Source organism: Micromonospora sp. CNZ295, assembly GCF_004217535.1.
The window spans coordinates 4,435,303-4,453,476 of record NZ_SHKZ01000001.1; the positions used below are offsets into that span (position 1 = coordinate 4,435,303).

General features: G+C 74.9%; 18 protein-coding genes. 12 read left to right on the forward strand and 6 right to left on the reverse strand.

Annotated features, from left to right (window positions below; translation table 11 throughout):
* Positions 1-641 precede the first annotated feature (641 nt).
* A complete protein-coding gene (locus tag EV376_RS20770; protein ID WP_130325701.1) occupies positions 642-2,261 on the reverse strand; it encodes an ABC-2 transporter permease in 1,620 nt (539 codons plus the stop codon).
* Positions 2,258-3,181, reverse strand: coding sequence for an ABC transporter ATP-binding protein (locus EV376_RS20775; RefSeq protein WP_130325703.1), 924 nt, complete (start codon positions 3,179-3,181; stop codon positions 2,258-2,260). Before EV376_RS20775 ends, EV376_RS20770 begins: the two co-directional genes overlap by 4 nt.
* Positions 3,182-3,277: 96 nt before the next feature.
* Between EV376_RS20775 and EV376_RS20780 the strand changes: the two genes are divergently transcribed.
* Together EV376_RS20780 and EV376_RS20785 are read left to right on the forward strand one after the other, a co-directional pair.
* The gene (locus EV376_RS20780; RefSeq protein WP_130325705.1) at positions 3,278-4,042 is read left to right on the forward strand and encodes a TetR family transcriptional regulator; all 765 of its coding nucleotides are present in this window, start codon (positions 3,278-3,280) and stop codon (positions 4,040-4,042) included.
* A gap of 191 nt (positions 4,043-4,233) precedes the next feature.
* Complete coding sequence (locus tag EV376_RS20785) at positions 4,234-6,015, forward strand: N-acetylglutaminylglutamine amidotransferase (protein WP_130325707.1); 1,782 nt, start codon at positions 4,234-4,236, stop codon at positions 6,013-6,015.
* A 22-nt stretch (positions 6,016-6,037) separates the two neighbouring features.
* On the opposite strand, the gene EV376_RS20790 is transcribed toward EV376_RS20785, so the two are convergent.
* The gene (locus EV376_RS20790) at positions 6,038-7,177 is read right to left on the reverse strand and encodes a glutamate--cysteine ligase (RefSeq protein WP_130325709.1); all 1,140 of its coding nucleotides are present in this window, start codon (positions 7,175-7,177) and stop codon (positions 6,038-6,040) included.
* Between the two features lie 197 nt (positions 7,178-7,374).
* On the opposite strand from EV376_RS20790, the gene EV376_RS20795 reads away from it, so the two are divergent.
* The 3 genes from EV376_RS20795 (at position 7,375) to EV376_RS20805 (ending at position 8,952) form a co-directional block, all read left to right on the forward strand.
* On the forward strand, positions 7,375-7,740 hold the full coding sequence (locus EV376_RS20795) for a metalloregulator ArsR/SmtB family transcription factor (RefSeq protein ID WP_130325711.1): 366 nt from the start codon (positions 7,375-7,377) through the stop codon (positions 7,738-7,740).
* Positions 7,737-8,378, forward strand: a complete 642-nt coding sequence (locus EV376_RS20800) for an SRPBCC family protein (protein WP_130325713.1) — start codon at positions 7,737-7,739, stop codon at positions 8,376-8,378. Before EV376_RS20795 ends, EV376_RS20800 begins: the two co-directional genes overlap by 4 nt.
* 64 nt (positions 8,379-8,442) lie before the next feature.
* Complete coding sequence (locus tag EV376_RS20805; RefSeq protein ID WP_130325715.1) at positions 8,443-8,952, forward strand: NUDIX domain-containing protein; 510 nt, start codon at positions 8,443-8,445, stop codon at positions 8,950-8,952.
* A gap of 10 nt (positions 8,953-8,962) precedes the next feature.
* Here the strand turns inward: EV376_RS20805 and EV376_RS30980 are convergent, their stop codons facing one another.
* On the reverse strand, positions 8,963-9,400 hold the full coding sequence (locus EV376_RS30980; RefSeq protein ID WP_486482730.1) for an RNA 2'-phosphotransferase: 438 nt from the start codon (positions 9,398-9,400) through the stop codon (positions 8,963-8,965).
* Here EV376_RS30980 and EV376_RS20815 point away from each other — a divergent pair.
* Positions 9,350-11,566, forward strand: a complete 2,217-nt coding sequence (locus EV376_RS20815; RefSeq protein ID WP_130325717.1) for a hypothetical protein — start codon at positions 9,350-9,352, stop codon at positions 11,564-11,566. The genes EV376_RS30980 and EV376_RS20815 overlap by 51 nt on opposite strands.
* A gap of 23 nt (positions 11,567-11,589) precedes the next feature.
* A complete protein-coding gene (gene smpB / locus EV376_RS20820) occupies positions 11,590-12,078 on the forward strand; it encodes an SsrA-binding protein SmpB (RefSeq protein ID WP_130325719.1) in 489 nt (162 codons plus the stop codon).
* 36 nt (positions 12,079-12,114) lie between these two features.
* Here smpB and EV376_RS20825 read toward each other — a convergent pair whose 3' ends face one another.
* Entirely contained in the window at positions 12,115-12,573 is a 459-nt protein-coding gene (locus EV376_RS20825; RefSeq protein WP_130325721.1) for a Fur family transcriptional regulator, read from the reverse strand.
* A 204-nt stretch (positions 12,574-12,777) separates the two neighbouring features.
* On the opposite strand from EV376_RS20825, the gene EV376_RS20830 reads away from it, so the two are divergent.
* Genes EV376_RS20830 through EV376_RS20845 form a run of 4 tightly spaced genes read left to right on the forward strand, consistent with a single transcriptional unit; the run spans position 12,778 to position 15,864 of the window.
* Entirely contained in the window at positions 12,778-13,200 is a 423-nt protein-coding gene (locus EV376_RS20830) for a helix-turn-helix transcriptional regulator (protein ID WP_130325723.1), read from the forward strand.
* Positions 13,197-13,973: a molybdate ABC transporter substrate-binding protein gene (gene modA, locus EV376_RS20835; RefSeq protein ID WP_130325725.1), complete on the forward strand. Its 777-nt coding sequence runs from the start codon at positions 13,197-13,199 to the stop codon at positions 13,971-13,973. The genes EV376_RS20830 and modA overlap by 4 nt, the downstream gene beginning before the upstream one ends.
* On the forward strand, positions 13,970-14,803 hold the full coding sequence (locus EV376_RS20840; RefSeq protein WP_130325727.1) for an ABC transporter permease: 834 nt from the start codon (positions 13,970-13,972) through the stop codon (positions 14,801-14,803). Before modA ends, EV376_RS20840 begins: the two co-directional genes overlap by 4 nt.
* On the forward strand, positions 14,800-15,864 hold the full coding sequence (locus tag EV376_RS20845; protein ID WP_130328777.1) for an ABC transporter ATP-binding protein: 1,065 nt from the start codon (positions 14,800-14,802) through the stop codon (positions 15,862-15,864). Before EV376_RS20840 ends, EV376_RS20845 begins: the two co-directional genes overlap by 4 nt.
* A gap of 174 nt (positions 15,865-16,038) precedes the next feature.
* Here EV376_RS20845 and EV376_RS20850 read toward each other — a convergent pair whose 3' ends face one another.
* Positions 16,039-16,452: a type II toxin-antitoxin system Phd/YefM family antitoxin gene (locus EV376_RS20850; RefSeq protein ID WP_130325729.1), complete on the reverse strand. Its 414-nt coding sequence runs from the start codon at positions 16,450-16,452 to the stop codon at positions 16,039-16,041.
* A gap of 133 nt (positions 16,453-16,585) precedes the next feature.
* Here EV376_RS20850 and EV376_RS20855 point away from each other — a divergent pair, with 133 nt between their 5' ends.
* Positions 16,586-18,112: a cellulose binding domain-containing protein gene (locus tag EV376_RS20855; RefSeq protein ID WP_130328778.1), complete on the forward strand. Its 1,527-nt coding sequence runs from the start codon at positions 16,586-16,588 to the stop codon at positions 18,110-18,112.
* Positions 18,113-18,174 lie beyond the last annotated feature (62 nt).

An 18,174-nucleotide genomic window follows, 5' to 3' on the forward strand; every position in this document is an offset into this window, starting at 1 on the left:
GCGGTCGGCGGCTCCGCCAGAAAGCCCCGGCGATGGTGCACCACCAGGTGCGGGCGGCTACGCAGACCGGACGTCATCGGCACATCCAGGTGCACCGGCTCGTCATCCGGTTGCCGGCGCAGGCCCCACACCTCAAGGGCCGTCGGGCCACTGACCGCGCCGCTCCCCTCCGCCCAGGCCAACGCCGCCCGGCTCGCCAACAGGCGTGGAACCCGGGCGAGCTCCGGCAGCGCTGCCGGAGGCTTGAGCAGGACGGCGTCGGCGAAGACCTCGGGCAGTAGGCGGACCAGGTGACCCGCACGGATCGCGTCGTCGAGCACCCACCGCGGCACCACGCCGACGGCCTCTCGCCGCGCCACCAGTCCGTCACCTCGCCGCACCAGCGCCCCGAGTTCCGAGTTCACGCGGCCACGGTGCCCGAGCGCCGACCGTCTCCGCAGCCCGGTCGCCCCTTGCCTGTGGACGAACCACCGACTGTGGACAGCGCCCCACGGCCGCACAAGCCGTGGTATGGACTTCAACCGAGCTACGGATGATGGTCAGCTGGGCGAAAAGCGGCTCTGGGACCGGCTGACCATCATCCGTAAGCGTCCCGTCCCGCCCGCCCAGCGCCCCGCACAGCGCCGGGCCCGGCCGGCGGGTCAGGTGGGGACGTCGCGGTGGCGGAATCCGGCCAGGCCGGCCGCCAGCAGCGCCGCACCGACCCCGGTCAGCACCGCCAGGGGCAGCACCGTCACGTCGACCGCCGGCACCGACGGCACGTGGGTGTACGGCGACAGGTTGAGCGCCGCCTGCGGCAGGTCGAGCACCGCGCCGAGCTGCCCCAGCAGCAGGAACCCGATCAGCGCCGTCCAGGACAGCGCCACCGACCAGCGGGGCAGGAGCCCGAACAGCGCGGTCACCACGCCGGCCACGACGAGCAGCGCCGGCAGCCGCAGCAGGGCCGCCCCGCCCAGCGACACCGCCCGCCCGACCGGGTCCCCGGCCGCCAGCCCGTACCCGAGACCGGTCGTGACCCCGGCGAGCAGCACGAGAACCCCCGCGCCGAGTACGGCCCCGACGACCTGCGTACCCAGCCACCGGTGCCGGCTGACCGCGGTCGCCAGCACGGCCTCCAGGATCCCGTCGGACTCGTCGGCCCGGGTGCGCAGCAGCGCCTGCACGACGTACGCGCCGATGGTCAACGCGAACAGCCCGAGCATCGCGGCGAGGAACGCGTCGACGAGGTCGCTGCCGCCGCCCATCGCGGCGATCGCCTCGGCCGCCGCCGCGTTCTCGGAGATCATGTCGTTGACCTCGTCGGCGGCGACGCCCATCGAGACGCCGAGGACCGCCACGGCGACCGCCCAGCCGAGCAGCGACCCCCGGTTCAGCCGCCACAGCAGGCCGGCCGGGTTGAGCAGCCCGGCGGCGGCCCGGGCCGGCCCACGGCGGGCGGCGAGCAGCCCGGCCCCGACGTCGCGCCGCGCGGCGAGGGCGAACGCGACCAAGACGCCAGCGCCGAGCAGGGCCACCGGCAGCGCCAGCACCCACCACCGTTCCCCGCCGAAGGCGCGCACCTGGTTTCCCCAGCCGAGCGGGGACAGCCAGGACGGCCAGGCGCTCTCCACCCGCAGCTCGTGGCGCTCCCCGAGGACGTCACCGGCGGCCCGGAGCAGGAACGCCACGCCGACGGTGGCCGCGGCGAGCGCGTTCGCGCCCCGCGAGGTGGTCGAGAGCTGAGCGGTGACCGCCGCGACGGCGGTGAAGGCGACGCCGACCCCGGCGATCGCTCCGGCGGCGGCCAGTGACCCGGCCAGCGGCAGGCCGGTCGCGGCGAAGGCCAGCCCGAGGAGTACGCCGGAGGCCAGGTTCGCGCCGACGACGACGAGCAGCGCGGCGGTGAGCAGGGCGTGCCGGCCGACGACGGCGGCCCCGAGCAGTTCGGCCCGGCCGGTCTCCTCGTTCTGCCGGGTGTGCCGGACGACGGCGAACGTGCTCAGCAGCGCGGCGAGCAGGGCCAGGGTGAGGTACGTCTCGGCGACCACCACGGCGCCGAGGTCGGCGCTGACGATCGGCCCGTTGAAGGCGCGGGCGACGACGCTGGTGGCGGCGGTCTCGGCGTACAGGATGCGGGACTGCTGGTCGGGGTAGACGCCGGCGACGCTGCCGGCGAGGGCGACGCCGAGCAGCGGTGTGCCGAGCACCCAGATGCCCAGCTTGACCCGGTCCCGGCGCAGCGCGAGCCGGGCCAGCCGGCCGGTGCCGGTGAACGCGCTCATCGACCCTGCTCCGCGACGGTCGCGGCCACCCGGCCGTTCGCGGCGCCGTCGTAGTGCCGCAGGAACAGCTCCTCGAGCGTGGGCGGGGCGCTGGTCAGCGCCCGGACCTCGAAGCGGACCAGATGGGCGAGCAGCCCGTCGAGGTGCTCCGGCTCGACCTCGAGCTTGACCCGCCCGTCGACGGGGCGGACCTCGTGGACGCCGGGCAGGTCCGCGACGCCGGTGAGTGGGCGCGCCGTCTCGACGCTGACCGTGGTGCGGGCCAGGTGCCGCAGCTCGGTGAGGGTGCCGGACTCGACGGTGCGGCCGGCGCGGATGATGCTGACCCGGTCGCAGAGGGCCTCGACCTCGGCGAGCACGTGGCTGGAGAGCAGCACGGTGGCGCCGTTTCCGGTGAGCCGCCGCACCTCCTCCTGGAACACCGCCTCCATGAGCGGGTCGAGCCCGGAGGTCGGCTCGTCGAGCACGTACAGCTCGACGTCGGAGGCGAACGCGGCGACGATCGCCACCTTCTGCCGGTTGCCCTTGGAGTAGGCGCGGCACTTCTTGGTGGGGTCGAGGTCGAACCGGTCGAGCAGCTCGTCGCGGCGGCGCCGGTCGAGCCCGCCGCGCAGCGCGCCGAACAGGTCGATCGCCTCGCCGCCGGACAGGTTGGGCCACAGGTTCACGTCGCCCGGCACGTACGCCAGCCGGCGGTGCAGCGCCACCGCGTCGCGCCACGGGTCGGCGTCGAGCAGCCGGACCTCGCCGGCGTCGCGGCGCAGCAGCCCGAGCAGGACCCGGATGGTGGTGGACTTGCCGGAGCCGTTGGGACCCAGGAAGCCGTGCACCTCCCCCGCCTCGACCCGCAGGTCGAGCCCGTCGAGCGCGCGCACCGCGCCGAAACTCTTGACCAGGCCGTCGATCTGGATGACGGGCATGGCACCTCCTGTGGCAGCCGGTTCGTCATCCCCAGCGTACTGACCGCCGGTCAGCGATTTCAACCCGCCGGTCAGTAGGGCGGCTACGCTGGCACCATGACCGTCGAGGCGCCCGACGACACCCGCAGCCGGATCCTGCGGGTCGCGCTGGACCTGTTCAGCCAGTACGGCTACCAGCGCACCTCGCTGCGGCAGATCGCCGAGCGGCTGCGGCTGACCAAGGCCGCGATCCTCTACCACTTCCCGGCCAAGGAGGACCTGCTCACCGCGCTGAGCGAGCCGCTCCTGGTGGATCTGGAGACGTTGCTGGAGACCGCCGCGGCGCTGCCCACGCCGCAGGCGCGCGAGGTGCTGCTGCCCGGCTGGGTCGACACCATGCTGACCCACCGCCGTTCGCTCGGCATGCTCATGCACGACCTCGCGATGGTCAGCCGGGGCGCGACGTACCACCGGCTCATGCGGATCGCCATGCGGGCCAACGAAATCGTGGCCGGGCCGGACGCCGGACGCCGGGAGCGGGTCCGCGCCGTCCAGGCGATCGCCGCGTGCAGCGACCCGATCGTCTTCTTCGTCGACGTACCCGAGGAGACCCTGCGCGCCGACATGCTCGACGGCGTACGCCGGCTGCTGGGCGACACCGGCGGCGACGGGCCGGCGGGCGGCGCGCAACCGGCCACGAAGGCCGCCCGCACGCCCGGCCGGCGGCGGCCCGGACGACCCCGGTCGATGGGCCCCGAGCAGGTCCGGACGGCCCGCTCGCTGCACGCCGCCGGCACCCACACGGTGGACGAGATCGCCGCCGCGCTGGGGGTCTCCCGGGCGACGGTGTACCGCCACCTCGACCGCGCCGCGACGCAATAATGAGACGCATTCCGCGACGGTTTTGCGACAACCGCGGCGCCGTGGGGCCGGGGTTTGACGGGTTCGGGTCCGGGTAGCCCGAGGCGCCCGTCCTGCGGACGGGACCGGTCACCCGTGGTGGCCGGGATGGCCGGCGGGACGGGACGGTGACGCATGGCTCCGGTGTCCACCGGGTCGGACGGGTTCTGATCGTGTGCGGCATCAGTGGGGAGGCACGGTTCGACGGGGCGACGCCGGACGCCGGCGCGGTGGCGCGGATGAGCGAGGCGATGCGCTCGCGGGGGCCGGACGGCGAGGGCCTGTGGAGCGACGGCTGGGTGGCCCTCGGGCACCGGCGGCTCACCATCATCGACCTCTCCGCGGCCGGTGCGCAGCCGATGGTGCGCGAGGACCTGGGGCTGGCCGTGGTCTTCAACGGCTGCGTCTACAACTACCCGGAGCTGCGCGAGGAGCTGCGCGCCGCCGGGCACACCTTCCGCTCCACCAGCGACACCGAGGTCATCCTCGTGGCGTACGCGCACTGGGGCGAGGCCTTCGTCGACCACCTGGTCGGCATGTTCGCCATCGGGCTGGTCGACCGGGCCCGGCGGCGGCTGGTGCTGGCCCGCGACCGGCTCGGCATCAAGCCGCTCTACCTGGCCGAGGCTCCCGGGCGGCTGCGCTTCGCCTCCACCCTGCCCGCGCTGCTGCGCGGCGGCGACGTCGACACGGGCATCGACCCGGTGGCCCTGCACCACTACCTGTCCTGGCACTCGATCGTCCCGGCGCCGCGCACGGTGCTGCGCGGCGTCCGCAAGCTGCCGCCGGCGACGCTCCGGGTGATCGAGGCGGACGGGCGCAGCCGGGAGCGCGTCTACTGGCAGCCGGAGTACGCCCGCGACCCCGCCCACGCCGGTCTGGACGCCCGCGACTGGCAGGCCGCCGTGGGCGGGGCGCTGCGCACGGCGGTACGCCGGCGGCTGGTCGCCGACGTACCGGTCGGGGTGCTGCTCTCCGGCGGGCTCGACTCCAGCCTCATCGTGGCGCTGCTCGCCGAGGCCGGCCAGCACCACCTGCGGACGTTCAGCATCGGGTTCGACAGCCGGGGCGGCGAGGCCGGCGACGAGTTCGGCTTCTCGGACCTGGTGGCGCGCACCTACGACACCGACCACCAGCGGATCCGGCTCGCCGACGACGATCTGGTGCCGGCGGTGCGCGCGACCGTGGCCGTGATGACCGAGCCGATGGGCAGCCACGACGTGGTCGCCTTCCACCTGCTGTCCGAGCAGGTCGCCAGGCACGTCAAGGTGGCGCAGTCGGGGCAGGGCGCCGACGAGGTGTTCGCCGGGTACGGCTACCACCAGCCCCTCGCGGCGGTGCCCCGCGACGGTGCCGCCGAGGCGTTCGCCGCGGCGTTCTTCGACCGCGACCACGCCGAGCTGACCCGGGTGGTCGGCCCGGCGTACGCCTGCGGCCGGGACGCCAGCCGCGAGCTGCTCGTCGCCGAACTGGCCGCCCCCGGCGCGGAGACCGCGCTGGACGCGGTGCTGCGGCTGGACACCCACCGGATGCTCCCCGACGACCCGGTCAAGCGGGTGGACAGCATGAGCATGGCGTGGGGGCTGGAGGTGCGTACCCCGTTTCTGGACCAGGACCTCGTCGCTCTCGCGGCCGTCTGCCCGCCCGAGCACAAGGTCGCCCAGGATGGCAAGGGCGTGCTCAAGGAGGTCGCCCGGGAGGTGCTGCCCGCCGAGGTGATCGACCGGCCGAAGGGCTACTTCCCGGTGCCGGCGCTGCGCAACGTAAACGGCGCCGTGCGGGAGCTGGTCGTCGACGCGCTCCGGGCGCCGGCCGCGCGGGAGCGGGGCCTGTTCCGGCGGGAGTACGTCGAGGACCTGCTGGCCGACCCGGACTCGGCGCGGGCGGCGGCCGGGAGCAACAAGCTGTGGCAGCTCGGTCTCCTGGAACTGTGGCTCCAGACGCACGGGGTGTAGGAACCGCTGTCGAAGGGCCCTGTTATCGCCCCGGTTCCGGGCGGGTCTGGGCAGCCAGGTGATCGAGCACGGCGCGTACGTCGCAGTCGGTCCGTTCCAGGATGCGGCGCTGCCGCGCGGCACCGGTGCCCTCGGCGCGGACCCGGGCCAGCTGGTCTTGGACGTAACTCAGGTCGCCATGCCGCAGGAGGGCCGGCGCGACGGTGACGACCAGGTCGTCGACCAGATCCCAGGCCGGCCGGGCGGGCCCGGAGCGCAGATCGATGAGGTCGCCGCCGAGCCCGTCGTGGGCGGCCCGCCAGTGCGCGGCGGAGACCAGGCAGTCCCGGATCCGCGGCGCGTCGACGCCCGCGCGCACGTCGTCGGCCACGGTCGCGACGAGCGCCCGCACCAGGCCGGCGACCAGCACGGTGTCGTCGACCGTGGGGCAGACGTCACCGACCCGGACCTCCACGGTGGGGTACGCGGCGGACGGGCGGGCGTACCAGTAGACCATCGCGGCGTCGAGCATGATGCCCGCCTTGATCAGGTCCTCGACGGTGGCGTCGTAGTCCGCGGCCGACTCGAAGTGCGGGGTGGGCCCGATGCTCGGCCAGCGCTCCAGCTGCATCGAGCGCCAGCTGGCGTGCCCGGTGTCGCGGCCGTCGTGCAGCGGCGAGTTGGCGGTGATCGCCTGCACCACCGGCAGCCACGGGCGCAGGTGGTTGCAGACCTGGACGGCCAGCTCGCGGTCCGGTAGCCCGACGTGCACGTGGCAGCCGCAGACCGCGGGGTCGTGGGCGACCGGTCCGAACCGTCGGGACATCGCGTGATAACGAGGTTTGTCGGGTACGGTCCGGTGTGCCTCGTTCACCGGGGTGGCTCCCACGGCCACGAGCCGCGCGCCGGCGGCCTCGGCCGCGTCGGCTGCGGCCGTACGCAGCTCCACCAGGTGCTCCCGCAGCTCGGCCAGGTCCGCCGACACCGGCGTGACCATCTCTATCATGCTGTGCCGGAACTCCTGGCGGCTCTGCCCGCGGGCGGTCCCGGACAGCCCGTCGAGCACCCGGCCGGCGACCGGCATGCTCTCGCCCGTCTCCGGGTCCAGCAGCAGATACTCCTCCTCCACGCCGAGGGTGAGCGTGGCCAGGTCGGGACGGGCGGTGGCCGGACGGTACGTCATGGGCGGTCGGCGTCCGTTCGTCGGGCGGCGCCCTGGGCGCCGCACTGCCGAGTGCCCCACGGGTTCCCCGCCGCCGCAGCGGGAAACACGGCGCCCGGAGGGTAGCGAAGCTGTCCTTCCACTACCCGGGCGGCAATACGGGACCCGCCCTTGGATCAGTGCTCGCTTAGATAAGGCCGGGCTGATATAAAGGCGGGGTGCACGCCTTTGATGTGCTCGGCGACCCCGTCCGTCGCCGGATCCTCGAGCTGCTCGCCGACGGCGAGCTGAGCGCCGGCGAGCTGGTCGAGGTGGTCCGGGCGGAGTTCGGGATCTCCCAGCCGGCCGTGTCCCAGCACCTCAGGGTGCTGCGGGACAACGGCTTCGCCACCGTGCGGGCGGCCGGCACCCGGCGGCTGTACGCCGTGGATCCCCGACCGCTGCGCGAGGTCGACCAGTGGCTGGCCAACTTCCGCCGGTTCTGGACCAACCCGTTGCAGGCCCTGGCCACCGAGCTGGCCCGGGGCCAGCGCGAGCGACGGCTGCGTGAGCAGCCCTCCCCTGACGACAGGAGCGAACGATGATCGACGCCACCAGCCAGATCAGCAAGGTGCGCCGCCAGCTCGGCCGGCGCGCCCTCGACGCCGGCGAGGCCCGGGTGATGACCCTCAGCCAGACGTACGACGCGTCCCTGGAGGACCTCTGGGACGCCTGCACCAACCCCGAACGCATCCCCCGCTGGTTCCTTCCGGTCTCCGGGGACCTGAGCCTGGGCGGGCGCTACCAGTTGGAGGGCAACGCCGGCGGCGTCGTCGAGCGCTGCGACCCGCCGAAGAGCTTCGCCGCCACCTGGGAGATGAACGGCGACGTGAGCTGGATCGAGGTGCGGCTGACCCCGGTCGAGGGCGGGCACACCCGCTTCGAGCTGGAGCACGTCGCCCACGTGGCGCAGGAGTTCTGGGACCAGTACGGTCCCGGCGCCGTCGGCGTCGGCTGGGACCTGGCGCTGCTCGGTCTCGCCTCCTACCTGGCCGGCGACGGGTCGGGCGTCACGCCCGAGCAGGCCACCGAGTGGTCCGCCTCGGCGGAGGGCCGGCGGTTCGCGAGCCTCAGCAGCGAGCAGTGGTGCGCGGCGAGCATCGCCGACGGCACCGACCCGGCGGCGGCCCGGGCCGCCGCCGAGCGCACCACCGCCTTCTACACCGGCGCCCCCGAGGCCTGACCGGCGGGACCGTCCCGGTGCCTCGGCGGCCGGGACGGTCCCGCCGCGGGTAAGGTGCGGCGGCATGACCACCGCGTACTCGCACTGTTCCTTCTGCGGCACGGCCTACCCGCCCGCCGCCGGGTGGCCGCGGGTCTGCGCGGCCTGTGGGCAGACGGTCTGGCGCAACCCGCTGCCGGTCGCGGTGGCCGTGCTGCCGGTGCGCACCGACGGGGGCCTGGGTGTGGTGGTCGTCCGGCGCGACATCGAGCCCGCGCGCGGGCAGCTGGCCCTGCCGGGCGGTTTCATCGAGTACGGCGAGGAGTGGCGGGACGCCCTGGTGCGGGAGCTGCGCGAGGAGACCGGCCTGCTCGCCGACCCGGTGGACGCGACGCTGTTCGCGGTGCACAGCGCCCCGGCCGGCGGCACCATGATGGTCTTCGGCGAGCTGCCCGAGCGGCCCGCCGCGACGCTGCCGCCGTCGGCACCCACCGAGGAGGCGACCGAGTGGCTGGTGCTCACCGAGCCGGTCGAGCTGGCGTTCGACACGCACACCCGGGTCCTCGCCGACTTCCTCGCCCGGCCGGCCGGCTGAGCGGCGCGGCTCAGCCGGCCAGATAGCGGGCGGGCCCGGCCCCGGTCAGCCAGACCCCGTTGGCGCTGCGGTAGAAGAGGTGACCGTCGCGGGCCATGGCGGCCGCGTCCACGGTCAGCACCACCGTGGCGCCGGCCCGGCGCGCCCCCCCCCGGTGGGCGGTCGCCACGTCCGGCGAGAGGTGTACGTGGTGCCGGCCGCCCCGGTGCCGCGCGCCCGCCGGCGGTGGTCCTCCGGCGCTGCCGGCGGGCGGCGGGCGGCGGGCGGCGGGCGGCGGCGAACGGATCGGCCGTGGTTCCGGGGTGGTTCCCGGCGGGCGTGATCGCGACCGGACCGGGTAGACGGCCCGCGCGGCCCCGGGCAGCCGTGCCGCAACGCCGTACGCCTGGAGGGGTCGATGTCGGAGGCGCCAGCACGGCCGGAAGAGGTCGTCGAGCTGCGCGTACACGGCGTCTCCGGCGCCAGAGCCGAACAGGTGCTGGATCGGCCGAACCTCACCCAGGTCGCCGGCGACCGCAGCGGTGGCTTCTTCCGGCCCCGCCCCGGCTACCCGGACACCCGTGGGCCGGGTGGCGTGGTCCTGGAGACGTACCGCTGGAGCGATCTGCCCTCGGGCACCGCGGTCCGGACGTTGTCGCTGGTGTTCCTGCTGCCGTTCATGCTCTGCAACGTCGCTCTCTGGATGCGCCCGCCCGGCAAAGGCGTCCGCGAACTCATCGTGAAGGCGCTCTGCCGGCTGCTGGCCCTGCTGCTGACCGCGCTGTACGTGCTCTCGGTCGCCGGCGTGGCGCTGGACCTGGTCGCCTGGAAGTGCATGGGGTCGCCGCGCTGCCTGGTCGGGCGGAGCTGGTTGTCCTGGCTCGGCGGGCAGCCGGTCGGCCTGCGGCTGGCGGTGCTCGCGCTCGTACCGGCCGCCGCCATCGGGCTGGTGTGGTGGCTGGGCGCCCGCCCGGCGCACACCTACGAGGCGTTCCGCGCGCCGCCGACCAGCGCCGCCGCCGCGCACCAGCTCGCCGCCGTCGGCCAGTGGGACGCCGCGCCCCTGGTCGGCCGGCTGCGGGCGATCCACGTGGCCGCCGCGTTCGCCACCCTGGACGCCGTCCTGCTCGCCGCCAGCGCCGCCGGCGGCGCCTCCGTAGCCACGGCCGTCCTGGGCGTGCTGACCGCCGCGGTCCTGGTCGCCTGCGCCCTCCTGGTCTGCTGGCACCCCCTCATCGACCCGCCCGGGCGGGGTCGCATCGACCGGCTGACCCGGAACCTGCGGACGCTCACCTGCGCCCTCACCGCCGCGGTCCTGGTCTCGGTCGCCGTCGATCCCACGCCCTGGCGGTCCAGTGACGGCCTGCCCGGGTACGCCTTGGCGGTGGCCGGCATGTTCGCCGCCCAGACCCTCCTGCTCGTCGTCCTCTGGGCGGCGGTGCTGTGGGCGCGCGCCGCGTCCGGTGGCGGCCGGCCGCTGCGGGCGCTCGGTGCGCCGGTGCTCGGCGCGGTGGCGACCGGGCTGGCCGTGGCGTTCTCCGCCGAACTGGTCTACCGGACGGCCGACCTGCTGGACCGCAACGACCCGGTGGGCGAGTCCGTGGGTGCCGGCCCGCCGCTGGCGTACAAGTGGGCGATCTTCGGGTTCTTCCTGGCGGTGGTGGGCGCGTCCCTGCTCGCCGCGGTGATGCGCGTCGCCAGCCGGCGCGGGCGGTGCCGGGCGGCGGCGGCGATCACGGCACGGGACTTCCCGGCCGCACCGCCGGAGGCGGCGCCCCGCCTGCGGCAGGTCGAGCGGGCGATCGCGCGGGCCCGCTTCACGGAGCGGCTGGGCCCGCTGGCCATCTCGTACGCCTGGCTCGCCGGCCTCGGCATGGCGACCAGCGCCGTGGGTCTGCTGGACCTGAACCCCGGCGACGTGATCGAACGGTGGATCGGGATCCCCGACGGGTTGGTGACCTTCGGGATCGCGATGGGCAGTTACGTGATCGGCGGCCTGGTGCTGGCGCTGGTGATCGCCGGACTGTTCGCGTACCGGACGGCCGAGTTCCGCCGGTACATCGGGGTGCTGTGGGACCTGGGCACGTTCTGGCCCCGGGTGGCGCACCCGTTCGCACCGCCCTGCTATGCCGAGCGCGCGGTGCCGGAGCTGGCGCGCCGGATCGCGTACCTGACCGGCCAGGGGCACTCGGTGCTGCTCGCCGGTCACAGTCACGGCTCGGTGCTGCTGGCCGCGACCGTGCTACAGCTCAAGCCGGCTGCGTGCGAGCGGTTGGCGCTGCTGACCTACGGGTCGCCGCTGCGCCGCCTCTACTCGCGGTGGTTCCCCGCGTACGTCAACTCCGGGGTGCTGAACGAGGTCGGCGAGCGGGTCGGGTGGCGGTGGCTCAACCTGTGGCGGGACACCGACCCGATCGGCGGCTGGATGTTCTCCGCGCACCGGCCGGGCGAACCGGCCACGATGGCCGGGCCGGCCGGCGGGGTGGACCGGCGGCTGCGCGACCCGTCGGACGTGGTCGTCCCGCCCGACGACAGCGTCCCGCCGCCGCTGCTCGGTCACTGGCCGGCCGAGTCCGACCGGCGCTTCGCCGACGCCGTCCGGGAGCTGGCGGAGCGGCTGCGCCGCCCACCCTGACCCGGCAGCCTATCCTGCACCGGGTGAGCAGCCGGAAACCCGAACGCACGCTGATCGCCAGCAACAAGAAGGCCCGGCACGACTACACCGTGCTCAAGACGTACGAGGCCGGGATCGTCCTCGCCGGCACCGAGGTGAAGTCCCTGCGCGAGGGGCGGGCGTCCCTGGTGGACGCGTTCGCGCAGGAGCGCGACGGCGAGCTGCTGCTCTACGGGCTGCACATCGCCGAGTACGGCTACGGCACCTGGACCAACCACGCGCCCCGGCGGACCCGCAAGCTGTTGCTGCACCGGGTGGAGATCGACCGGATCCGGGACAAGCTGCGCGACGGCGGGATGACGCTGGTGCCGCTGTCGATGTACTTCGCCAACGGCTGGGCCAAGGTCGAGCTGGCGCTGGCCCGGGGTCGGCGGTCGTACGACAAGCGGCAGGCGCTGGCCGAACGCGACGCGCAGCGGGAGATCGCCCGCGAGCTGGGCCGCCGCCTCAAGGGCCGCTCGCGGCGGGGCTGAGCCGCCGGACGGCGTCGCGGGGTCGGACGCCGTGTGTCACGCCTTCGCGCAGCCGGCGCAGGTGCCGAAGATCTCCAGGGTGTGACCAACGTCGGTGAAGCCGTGCTCGGCGGCGACCTGGTCCGCCCAGCGCTCGACCGCCGGGCCGGCCACCTCGACGGTGCGGCCGCAGGAGCGGCAGACCAGGTGGTGGTGGTGCCGGCTCTGGCTGCACCGGCGGAACAGCTGCTCGCCGCCGGGCAGCCGGGTGGAGTCGATCTCGCCGGCGTCGACCAGGAGCTGGAGGGTGCGGTAGACCGTGGTCAGACCGACCCGGGCGTCGCGGTCGCAGAGCATCCGGTGCAGCTGCTGCGCCGTGTGGAAGCCCTCGACCTCCCGGAGCAGAGCGAGCACCTCGGCCCGCTGCCGGGTGTTCCGGGTCACGTTCGGAAACGCCTGCGCCACCGTACTCCCGCCATCTCCCGCCCGCTCGCCCGCCAAGACCGCAACCCCCATTATGCGACCCACCCCACCGGCCCCGTCGATCATGGAGTTGTGGTGGGCGTTCCGGCCCGTTCCGCCGCTCTTGTCCGGCACCACAACTCCATGATCGCCAGCGGAGGGTGGAGTCGCGGATGCGGGTGTTTTGGGCGGTTAGGGGTTGCGGCGGCTAGGAGGGGAGGGGTTTTGGGTTGGGGTTTGCGGGGTTAGGGTGACGCGGTGGGCAGGTTTCGGATCGGGGAGGCGGCCGAGCTGCTCGGCGTGAGCGCCGACACCGTGCGCCGGTGGATCGACGCCGGGCGCCTGCGGGCGGCGCGGGACGAGCACGGGCACCGGACCGTCGACGGGGTCGACCTCGCGGCGTTCGTCCGCGCCCAGGCGGCCGAGCCGGACGCGCGCGCCGACACCTCGTCGGCCCGCAACCGGCTGCGCGGCATCGTCGTGAACGTCGTCAAGGACACGGTGATGGCCCAGGTCGACATCCAGGCCGGCCCGTTCCGGATCGTCTCGCTGATGAGCCGTGAGGCCGTCGAAGAGCTGGACCTTCGGGTCGGGTCGCTGGCCGTCGCCGTGATCAAGTCGACGACCGTGGTGGTCGAGCGGGCCACACCGGCCGGCACCCGGGGAAGGCCGATGCCATGAGGATGCGTACCGTCGTCGCGGCCGGCACCGCCGTGGCGGTCCTGGCCGGCTGCGGCGGCCCCGGATCCACCGCGGGCGGGTCCGCGGGCGACGGCGTGACGGGCACGGTCACCGTCCTCGCCGCGGCGTCCCTGACCGAGTCGTTCACCCGGATCGGGCAGGACTTCGAGGCGGCCAATCCCGGCGCCACCGTGGTGTTCACCTTCGCCGGCAGCTCCACCCTCGCCACCCAGATCACCGAGGGCGCGCCGGCGGACGTCTTCGCCGCCGCCTCGCCACGCAACATGGCCACCGTCCAGGAGGCGGGAGACACCGACGGTGAGCCGGCGGTGTTCGCCCGCAACCAGCTCGTCATCGCGGTCGCACCGGGCAACCCCGAGGGCGTACGCGGCCTCGCCGACCTGGCCCGCCCGGGCCTGAAGGTGGCGTTCTGCGCCGAGCAGGTGCCCTGCGGGGCCGCCGCCCGCACCGCCCTCGACGCCGCCCGCCTCGCCGTCACCCCGGTCACCCTCGAACGGGACGTGAAGGGGGCGCTGTCGAAGGTGCGGCTGGGCGAGGTGGACGCCGCCGTCGTCTACCGCACCGACGCGCGGGCCGCCGGCGCCGACGTGACGGCGGTGGAGTTCCCCGAGTCCGCGCGGGCCGTCAACGACTACCCGATCGCCGTGCTGGCCAGTGCGCCGAACCGGGCCGGCGCCCGCGCGTTCGTCGCCCACGTCCGGTCGGCAGCGGGGCAGGCGATACTCGCCGAGGCCGGCTTCCAGGCGCCGTGACGGCGGTGGACCGGGTGCCGCGCCGGCCGGCCGGGGCCCGCCGGCGGGGCGGTGGCCGGATCCCGTTGGCCCTGCTGCTGCCGGCGGTGCTCGGCCTGGCCCTCCTGCTGCTGCCGCTGGTCGGCCTGCTGGCCCGTACGCCGTGGAGCACCCTGCCGCAGCGGCTCGCCGACCCCGCGGTGCTCACCGCGCTGCGGCTGTCCCTGCTGACCGCCACCCTGGCGACGCTGCTCTGCCTGCTGCTCGGCGTGCCGCTGGCGTGGCTGCTGGCCCGGGTGGAGTTCCCCGGCCGCCGGCTGGTCCGCGCCCTGGTCACCGTTCCGCTGGTGCTCCCGCCGGTGGTCGGCGGGGTCGCGCTGCTGCTGGTGTTCGGGCGGCGCGGTCTGCTCGGCGGGTGGCTCGACCAGACCTTCGGGATCACCCTGCCCTTCACCACCGCCGGGGTGGTGCTCGCCGAGGCGTTCGTCGCGATGCCGTTCCTGGTGATCGCGGTGGAGGGGGCGCTGCGCGGAGCCGACCGCCGGTACGAGGAGGCCGCCGCGACCCTCGGCGCCGGCCGGTGGACAACGTTCACCCACGTCACCGTGCCCCTGGTGGCGCCCGGCCTGGCCGCCGGCGCGGTGCTGTGCTGGGCCCGCGCCCTGGGCGAGTTCGGCGCGACGATCACCTTCGCCGGCAACTTCCCGGGCCGGACGCAGACCATGCCGCTCGCGGTCTACCTGGCGCTCGAGACGGACCTGCAGGCGGCCGTCGTGCTCAGCCTGATCCTGCTCGTCGTCTCGGTCGCCATCCTGGCCGCGCTGCGCGACCGGTGGGTGACGGCGCCGTGACCGGGTGCCTGCTCGACGCGCACCTCATGGTGGACCGGGGCGCCTTCCGGCTGGACGTGCCGTTGCGGGTGGCCGCCGGCGAGGTGGTGGCGCTGCTCGGCCCGAACGGCGCCGGCAAGACGACGGCCCTGCGGGCGCTGGCCGGCCTGCAGCCGCTGACCGCCGGCCATGTCGCCGTCGGCGGCGCCGACCTGGACCGGCCCGACCGACGCGCGTTCACGCCCGCCGAGCGCCGGTCGATCGGCGTGGTCTTCCAGGACTACCTGCTCTTCCCGCACCTGACCGCGCTCGACAACGTGGCCTTCGGGCCGCGCCGGCACGGCGTCGACCGGCGTGCGGCGCGGCGGACGGCCCGCGACTGGCTGGCCCGGGTCGGGCTGGCCGAGCACGCCCACCGGCGGCCCCGGCAGCTCTCCGGCGGGCAGGCGCAGCGGGTGGCGCTGGCCCGGGCGCTCGCGGTGGAGCCGGCGCTGCTGCTGCTCGACGAGCCGCTCGCCGCCCTGGACGCACGCACCCGGCTGGACACCCGCGCCGAACTGCACCGGCACCTCGCCGCCCACCCCGGGGTCACCGTGCTGGTCACGCACGACCCCCTCGACGCGCTGGTGCTCGCCGACCGGCTGGTCATCGTGGAGGGCGGCCGGGTCGTGCAGGAGGGGGACGCCGCCACCATCACCGCCCGCCCCCGCACGGACTACGTCGCCCGCCTGGTCGGCCTGAACCTGCACCGGGGCCGGGCCGAGGGGCACGTCGTCCGGGTCGCCGACGGGCTCGTCCTCACCGTCACCGACCGCCTCGACGGGGACGCCTTCGTCGCGTTCCGGCCGTCGGCGGTCGCGCTGCACCCGGCCCGGCCCGATGGCAGCCCGCGCAACACCTGGCCGGCCACGGTGGCCGGGGTGCAACGGCACGGCGACAACCTGCGCGTGCAGTTGGACGGGCCGATCGCGGTGGCCGCCGACGTGACGCCCGCCGCCGCGGCGGCGCTGCGCCTGGCGCCCGGCCAGCCGGTGTGGGCGGCGGTCAAGGCCGCCGAGACGCACGCCTACCCGGCGGTGTGAGAGCGCCCCGGCACCCAGCCGGCCAGCAGGTCGGCGCTGGCGGCGGTCACCCGCCGCCGGGGACGCGCACCCACCCGGCGGGGTGCGAGCGCGCCCGGCGCTCAGCCGGCCGCAAGGCGGCGGTCACCGCCGCCGAGACGCACGCCCAACCGGCGGGGTGAGAGCACCCGGCACTCAGCCGGTCAGCAGGTCGGCGTGGGCGGCGCGCAGCCGGGCGAGCGCCGGGTCGCTGCCCGGCGGGACGCGGCGGTCGAGCTCGGCCCACGCCTCGGCGAGCGCGACGGTGAGCACGCGCAGTTCCGCGGCGTGCCGTTGGGAGCTGCGGCGGTGCGTCTCGTCGAGCCGGCGGGCCCAGCCGGCGGTGACGGCGGCCAGGCGCTCGGCGTCGGCGCGGGCCTGGGCGGCGGTGCGGGCCGCGCCCGCCGGGACGATCGCGGCGACCGGCCGGGGGTCGCCGTCGCGGGTCAGGACGGTCACGGTGTCGGTCAGCTCGGCCAGCGCGACGAGCTGGGTGAGCCGGGTGCGTGCCTCGCGCAGCGGCACCGAGCGCGGCGGGCCGGCGTCAGGGGTGTGGGCGTGGACAGCCATGGATGCATCCTGCGCCCGGGGTACGACAGAAACCGAGCCTGGACAATTACAGTTAACAATCCTAATAATTGTGCATCCGTCGATCCGACGGCTCCACGTACCGGAGGTCCGGATGCGTCGCCCTGCCCGAAACCTGTTGCTGGCCGCGGTCGCGGCCCTGGTCACCGTCGCCGGGACCACGCTGGTCCTGGCCGCGCCGGCCCGGGCGGCCGGCCCGACCGCCACGTTCGCCAAGACCGCCGACTGGGGCACCGGATGGGAGGGGAAGTACACGATCACCAACGGCGGCCCGAGCACGATGTCCGGCTGGCAGGTCGCCTTCACCCTGCCCGCCGGCACCACGCTCGGCACCTACTGGGACGCCACCGTCACCAGCTCCGGTGGGCGGCACACCTTCACCAACCGGTCCTGGAACGGCACCGTCGCGCCCGGCGCCTCGGTCTCCTTCGGCTTCCTGGCCAGCGGCTCCGGGTCACCCACGAGCTGCACCCTGAACGGCGCGCCGTGCGGCGGCGGCACGCCGACCACGCCGCCGACAACCACACCGCCGCCGACGACCGCGCCACCCACCACGCCCCCGCCGACCACACCGCCGCCGACGACTCCCCCGCCCACCACACCACCGCCGGGCGGCCTGCCCCGGCACGCCCTCATCGGCTATCTGCACGCGAGCTTCGCCAACGGCTCCGGCTACCTGCGGATGGCCGACGTACCGGCCGACTGGGACATCATCAACCTGGCCTTCGGCGAGCCCACCAGCGTGACCTCCGGCGACATCCGCTTCCAGCTCTGCCCCGCGAGCGAGTGCCCCGGCGTCGAGACGGAGGCCGAGTTCGTCGCGGCCATCCGCGCCAAGCAGCAACAGGGCAAGAAGGTGCTGCTGTCGATCGGCGGGCAGAACGGCCAGGTCCAGCTCACCACGGCCGCCGCACGCGACACCTTCGTCCGGTCGGTCTCGGCGATCATCGACCGCTACGGCCTGAACGGTCTCGACATCGACTTCGAGGGCCATTCGCTCTACCTGAACCCCGGGGACACCGACTTCCGCAACCCCACCACGCCGGTGATCGTCAACCTGATCGCCGCGATCCGCGCGCTCAAGCAGCGGTACGGAAGCAACTTCGTGCTCACCATGGCGCCCGAGACGTTCTTCGTGCAGCTCGGGTACCAGTTCTACGGGCCCGGGCCGTGGGGCGGGCAGGATCCGCGCGCCGGCTCGTACCTGCCGGTGATCCACGCGCTGCGTAACGACCTGACCGTGCTGCACGTGCAGGACTACAACTCGGGCCCGATCGTCGGGCTGGACAACCAGTACCACACCATGGGCGGAGCCGACTTCCACATCGCGATGACCGACATGCTGCTCGCCGGCTTCCCGGTCGCCGGCAACCCGGACCGCGTCTTCCCGGCCCTGCGCGAGGACCAGGTCGCCTTCGGAGCGCCGTCGTCGGTCAGCGCCGGCAACGGGTACGTGGCGCCGGCCGGAGTGCAGGCCGCGGTGAACTGCCTGGTGAAGGGCGTCAGCTGCGGTTCGTACGCCCCGCGCAGCGGCACCAACCCGAACTTCCGGGGCCTGATGACCTGGTCGATCAACTGGGACCGCTACTACGGCTGGGAGTTCCGGCTGAGCCACGGGCCGTTCCTGAAGGCGCTGCCCTGAGGCGCGGGCGCGGTCCCGCCAGCCGGCGGGACCGCGCCCGGGACGCGGCCGGTAACCCCGGT

Bases quoted from the DNA above. Each gene is read 5' to 3' on its own strand.
- EV376_RS20770 (WP_130325701.1), bottom strand. From the start codon at position 2,261: ATGAGCGCGTTCACCGGCACCGGCCGGCTGGCCCGGCTCGCGCTGCGC.
- EV376_RS20775 (WP_130325703.1), bottom strand. From the start codon at position 3,181: ATGCCCGTCATCCAGATCGACGGCCTGGTCAAGAGTTTCGGCGCGGTG.
- EV376_RS20780 (WP_130325705.1), top strand. From the start codon at position 3,278: ATGACCGTCGAGGCGCCCGACGACACCCGCAGCCGGATCCTGCGGGTC.
- EV376_RS20790 (WP_130325709.1), bottom strand. From the start codon at position 7,177: ATGACGTACCGTCCGGCCACCGCCCGTCCCGACCTGGCCACGCTCACC.
- EV376_RS20800 (WP_130325713.1), top strand. From the start codon at position 7,737: ATGATCGACGCCACCAGCCAGATCAGCAAGGTGCGCCGCCAGCTCGGC.
- EV376_RS20805 (WP_130325715.1), top strand. From the start codon at position 8,443: ATGACCACCGCGTACTCGCACTGTTCCTTCTGCGGCACGGCCTACCCG.
- EV376_RS20815 (WP_130325717.1), top strand. From the start codon at position 9,350: ATGTCGGAGGCGCCAGCACGGCCGGAAGAGGTCGTCGAGCTGCGCGTA.
- EV376_RS20825 (WP_130325721.1), bottom strand. From the start codon at position 12,573: ATGGGGGTTGCGGTCTTGGCGGGCGAGCGGGCGGGAGATGGCGGGAGT.
- modA (WP_130325725.1), top strand. From the start codon at position 13,197: ATGAGGATGCGTACCGTCGTCGCGGCCGGCACCGCCGTGGCGGTCCTG.
- EV376_RS20850 (WP_130325729.1), bottom strand. From the start codon at position 16,452: ATGGCTGTCCACGCCCACACCCCTGACGCCGGCCCGCCGCGCTCGGTG.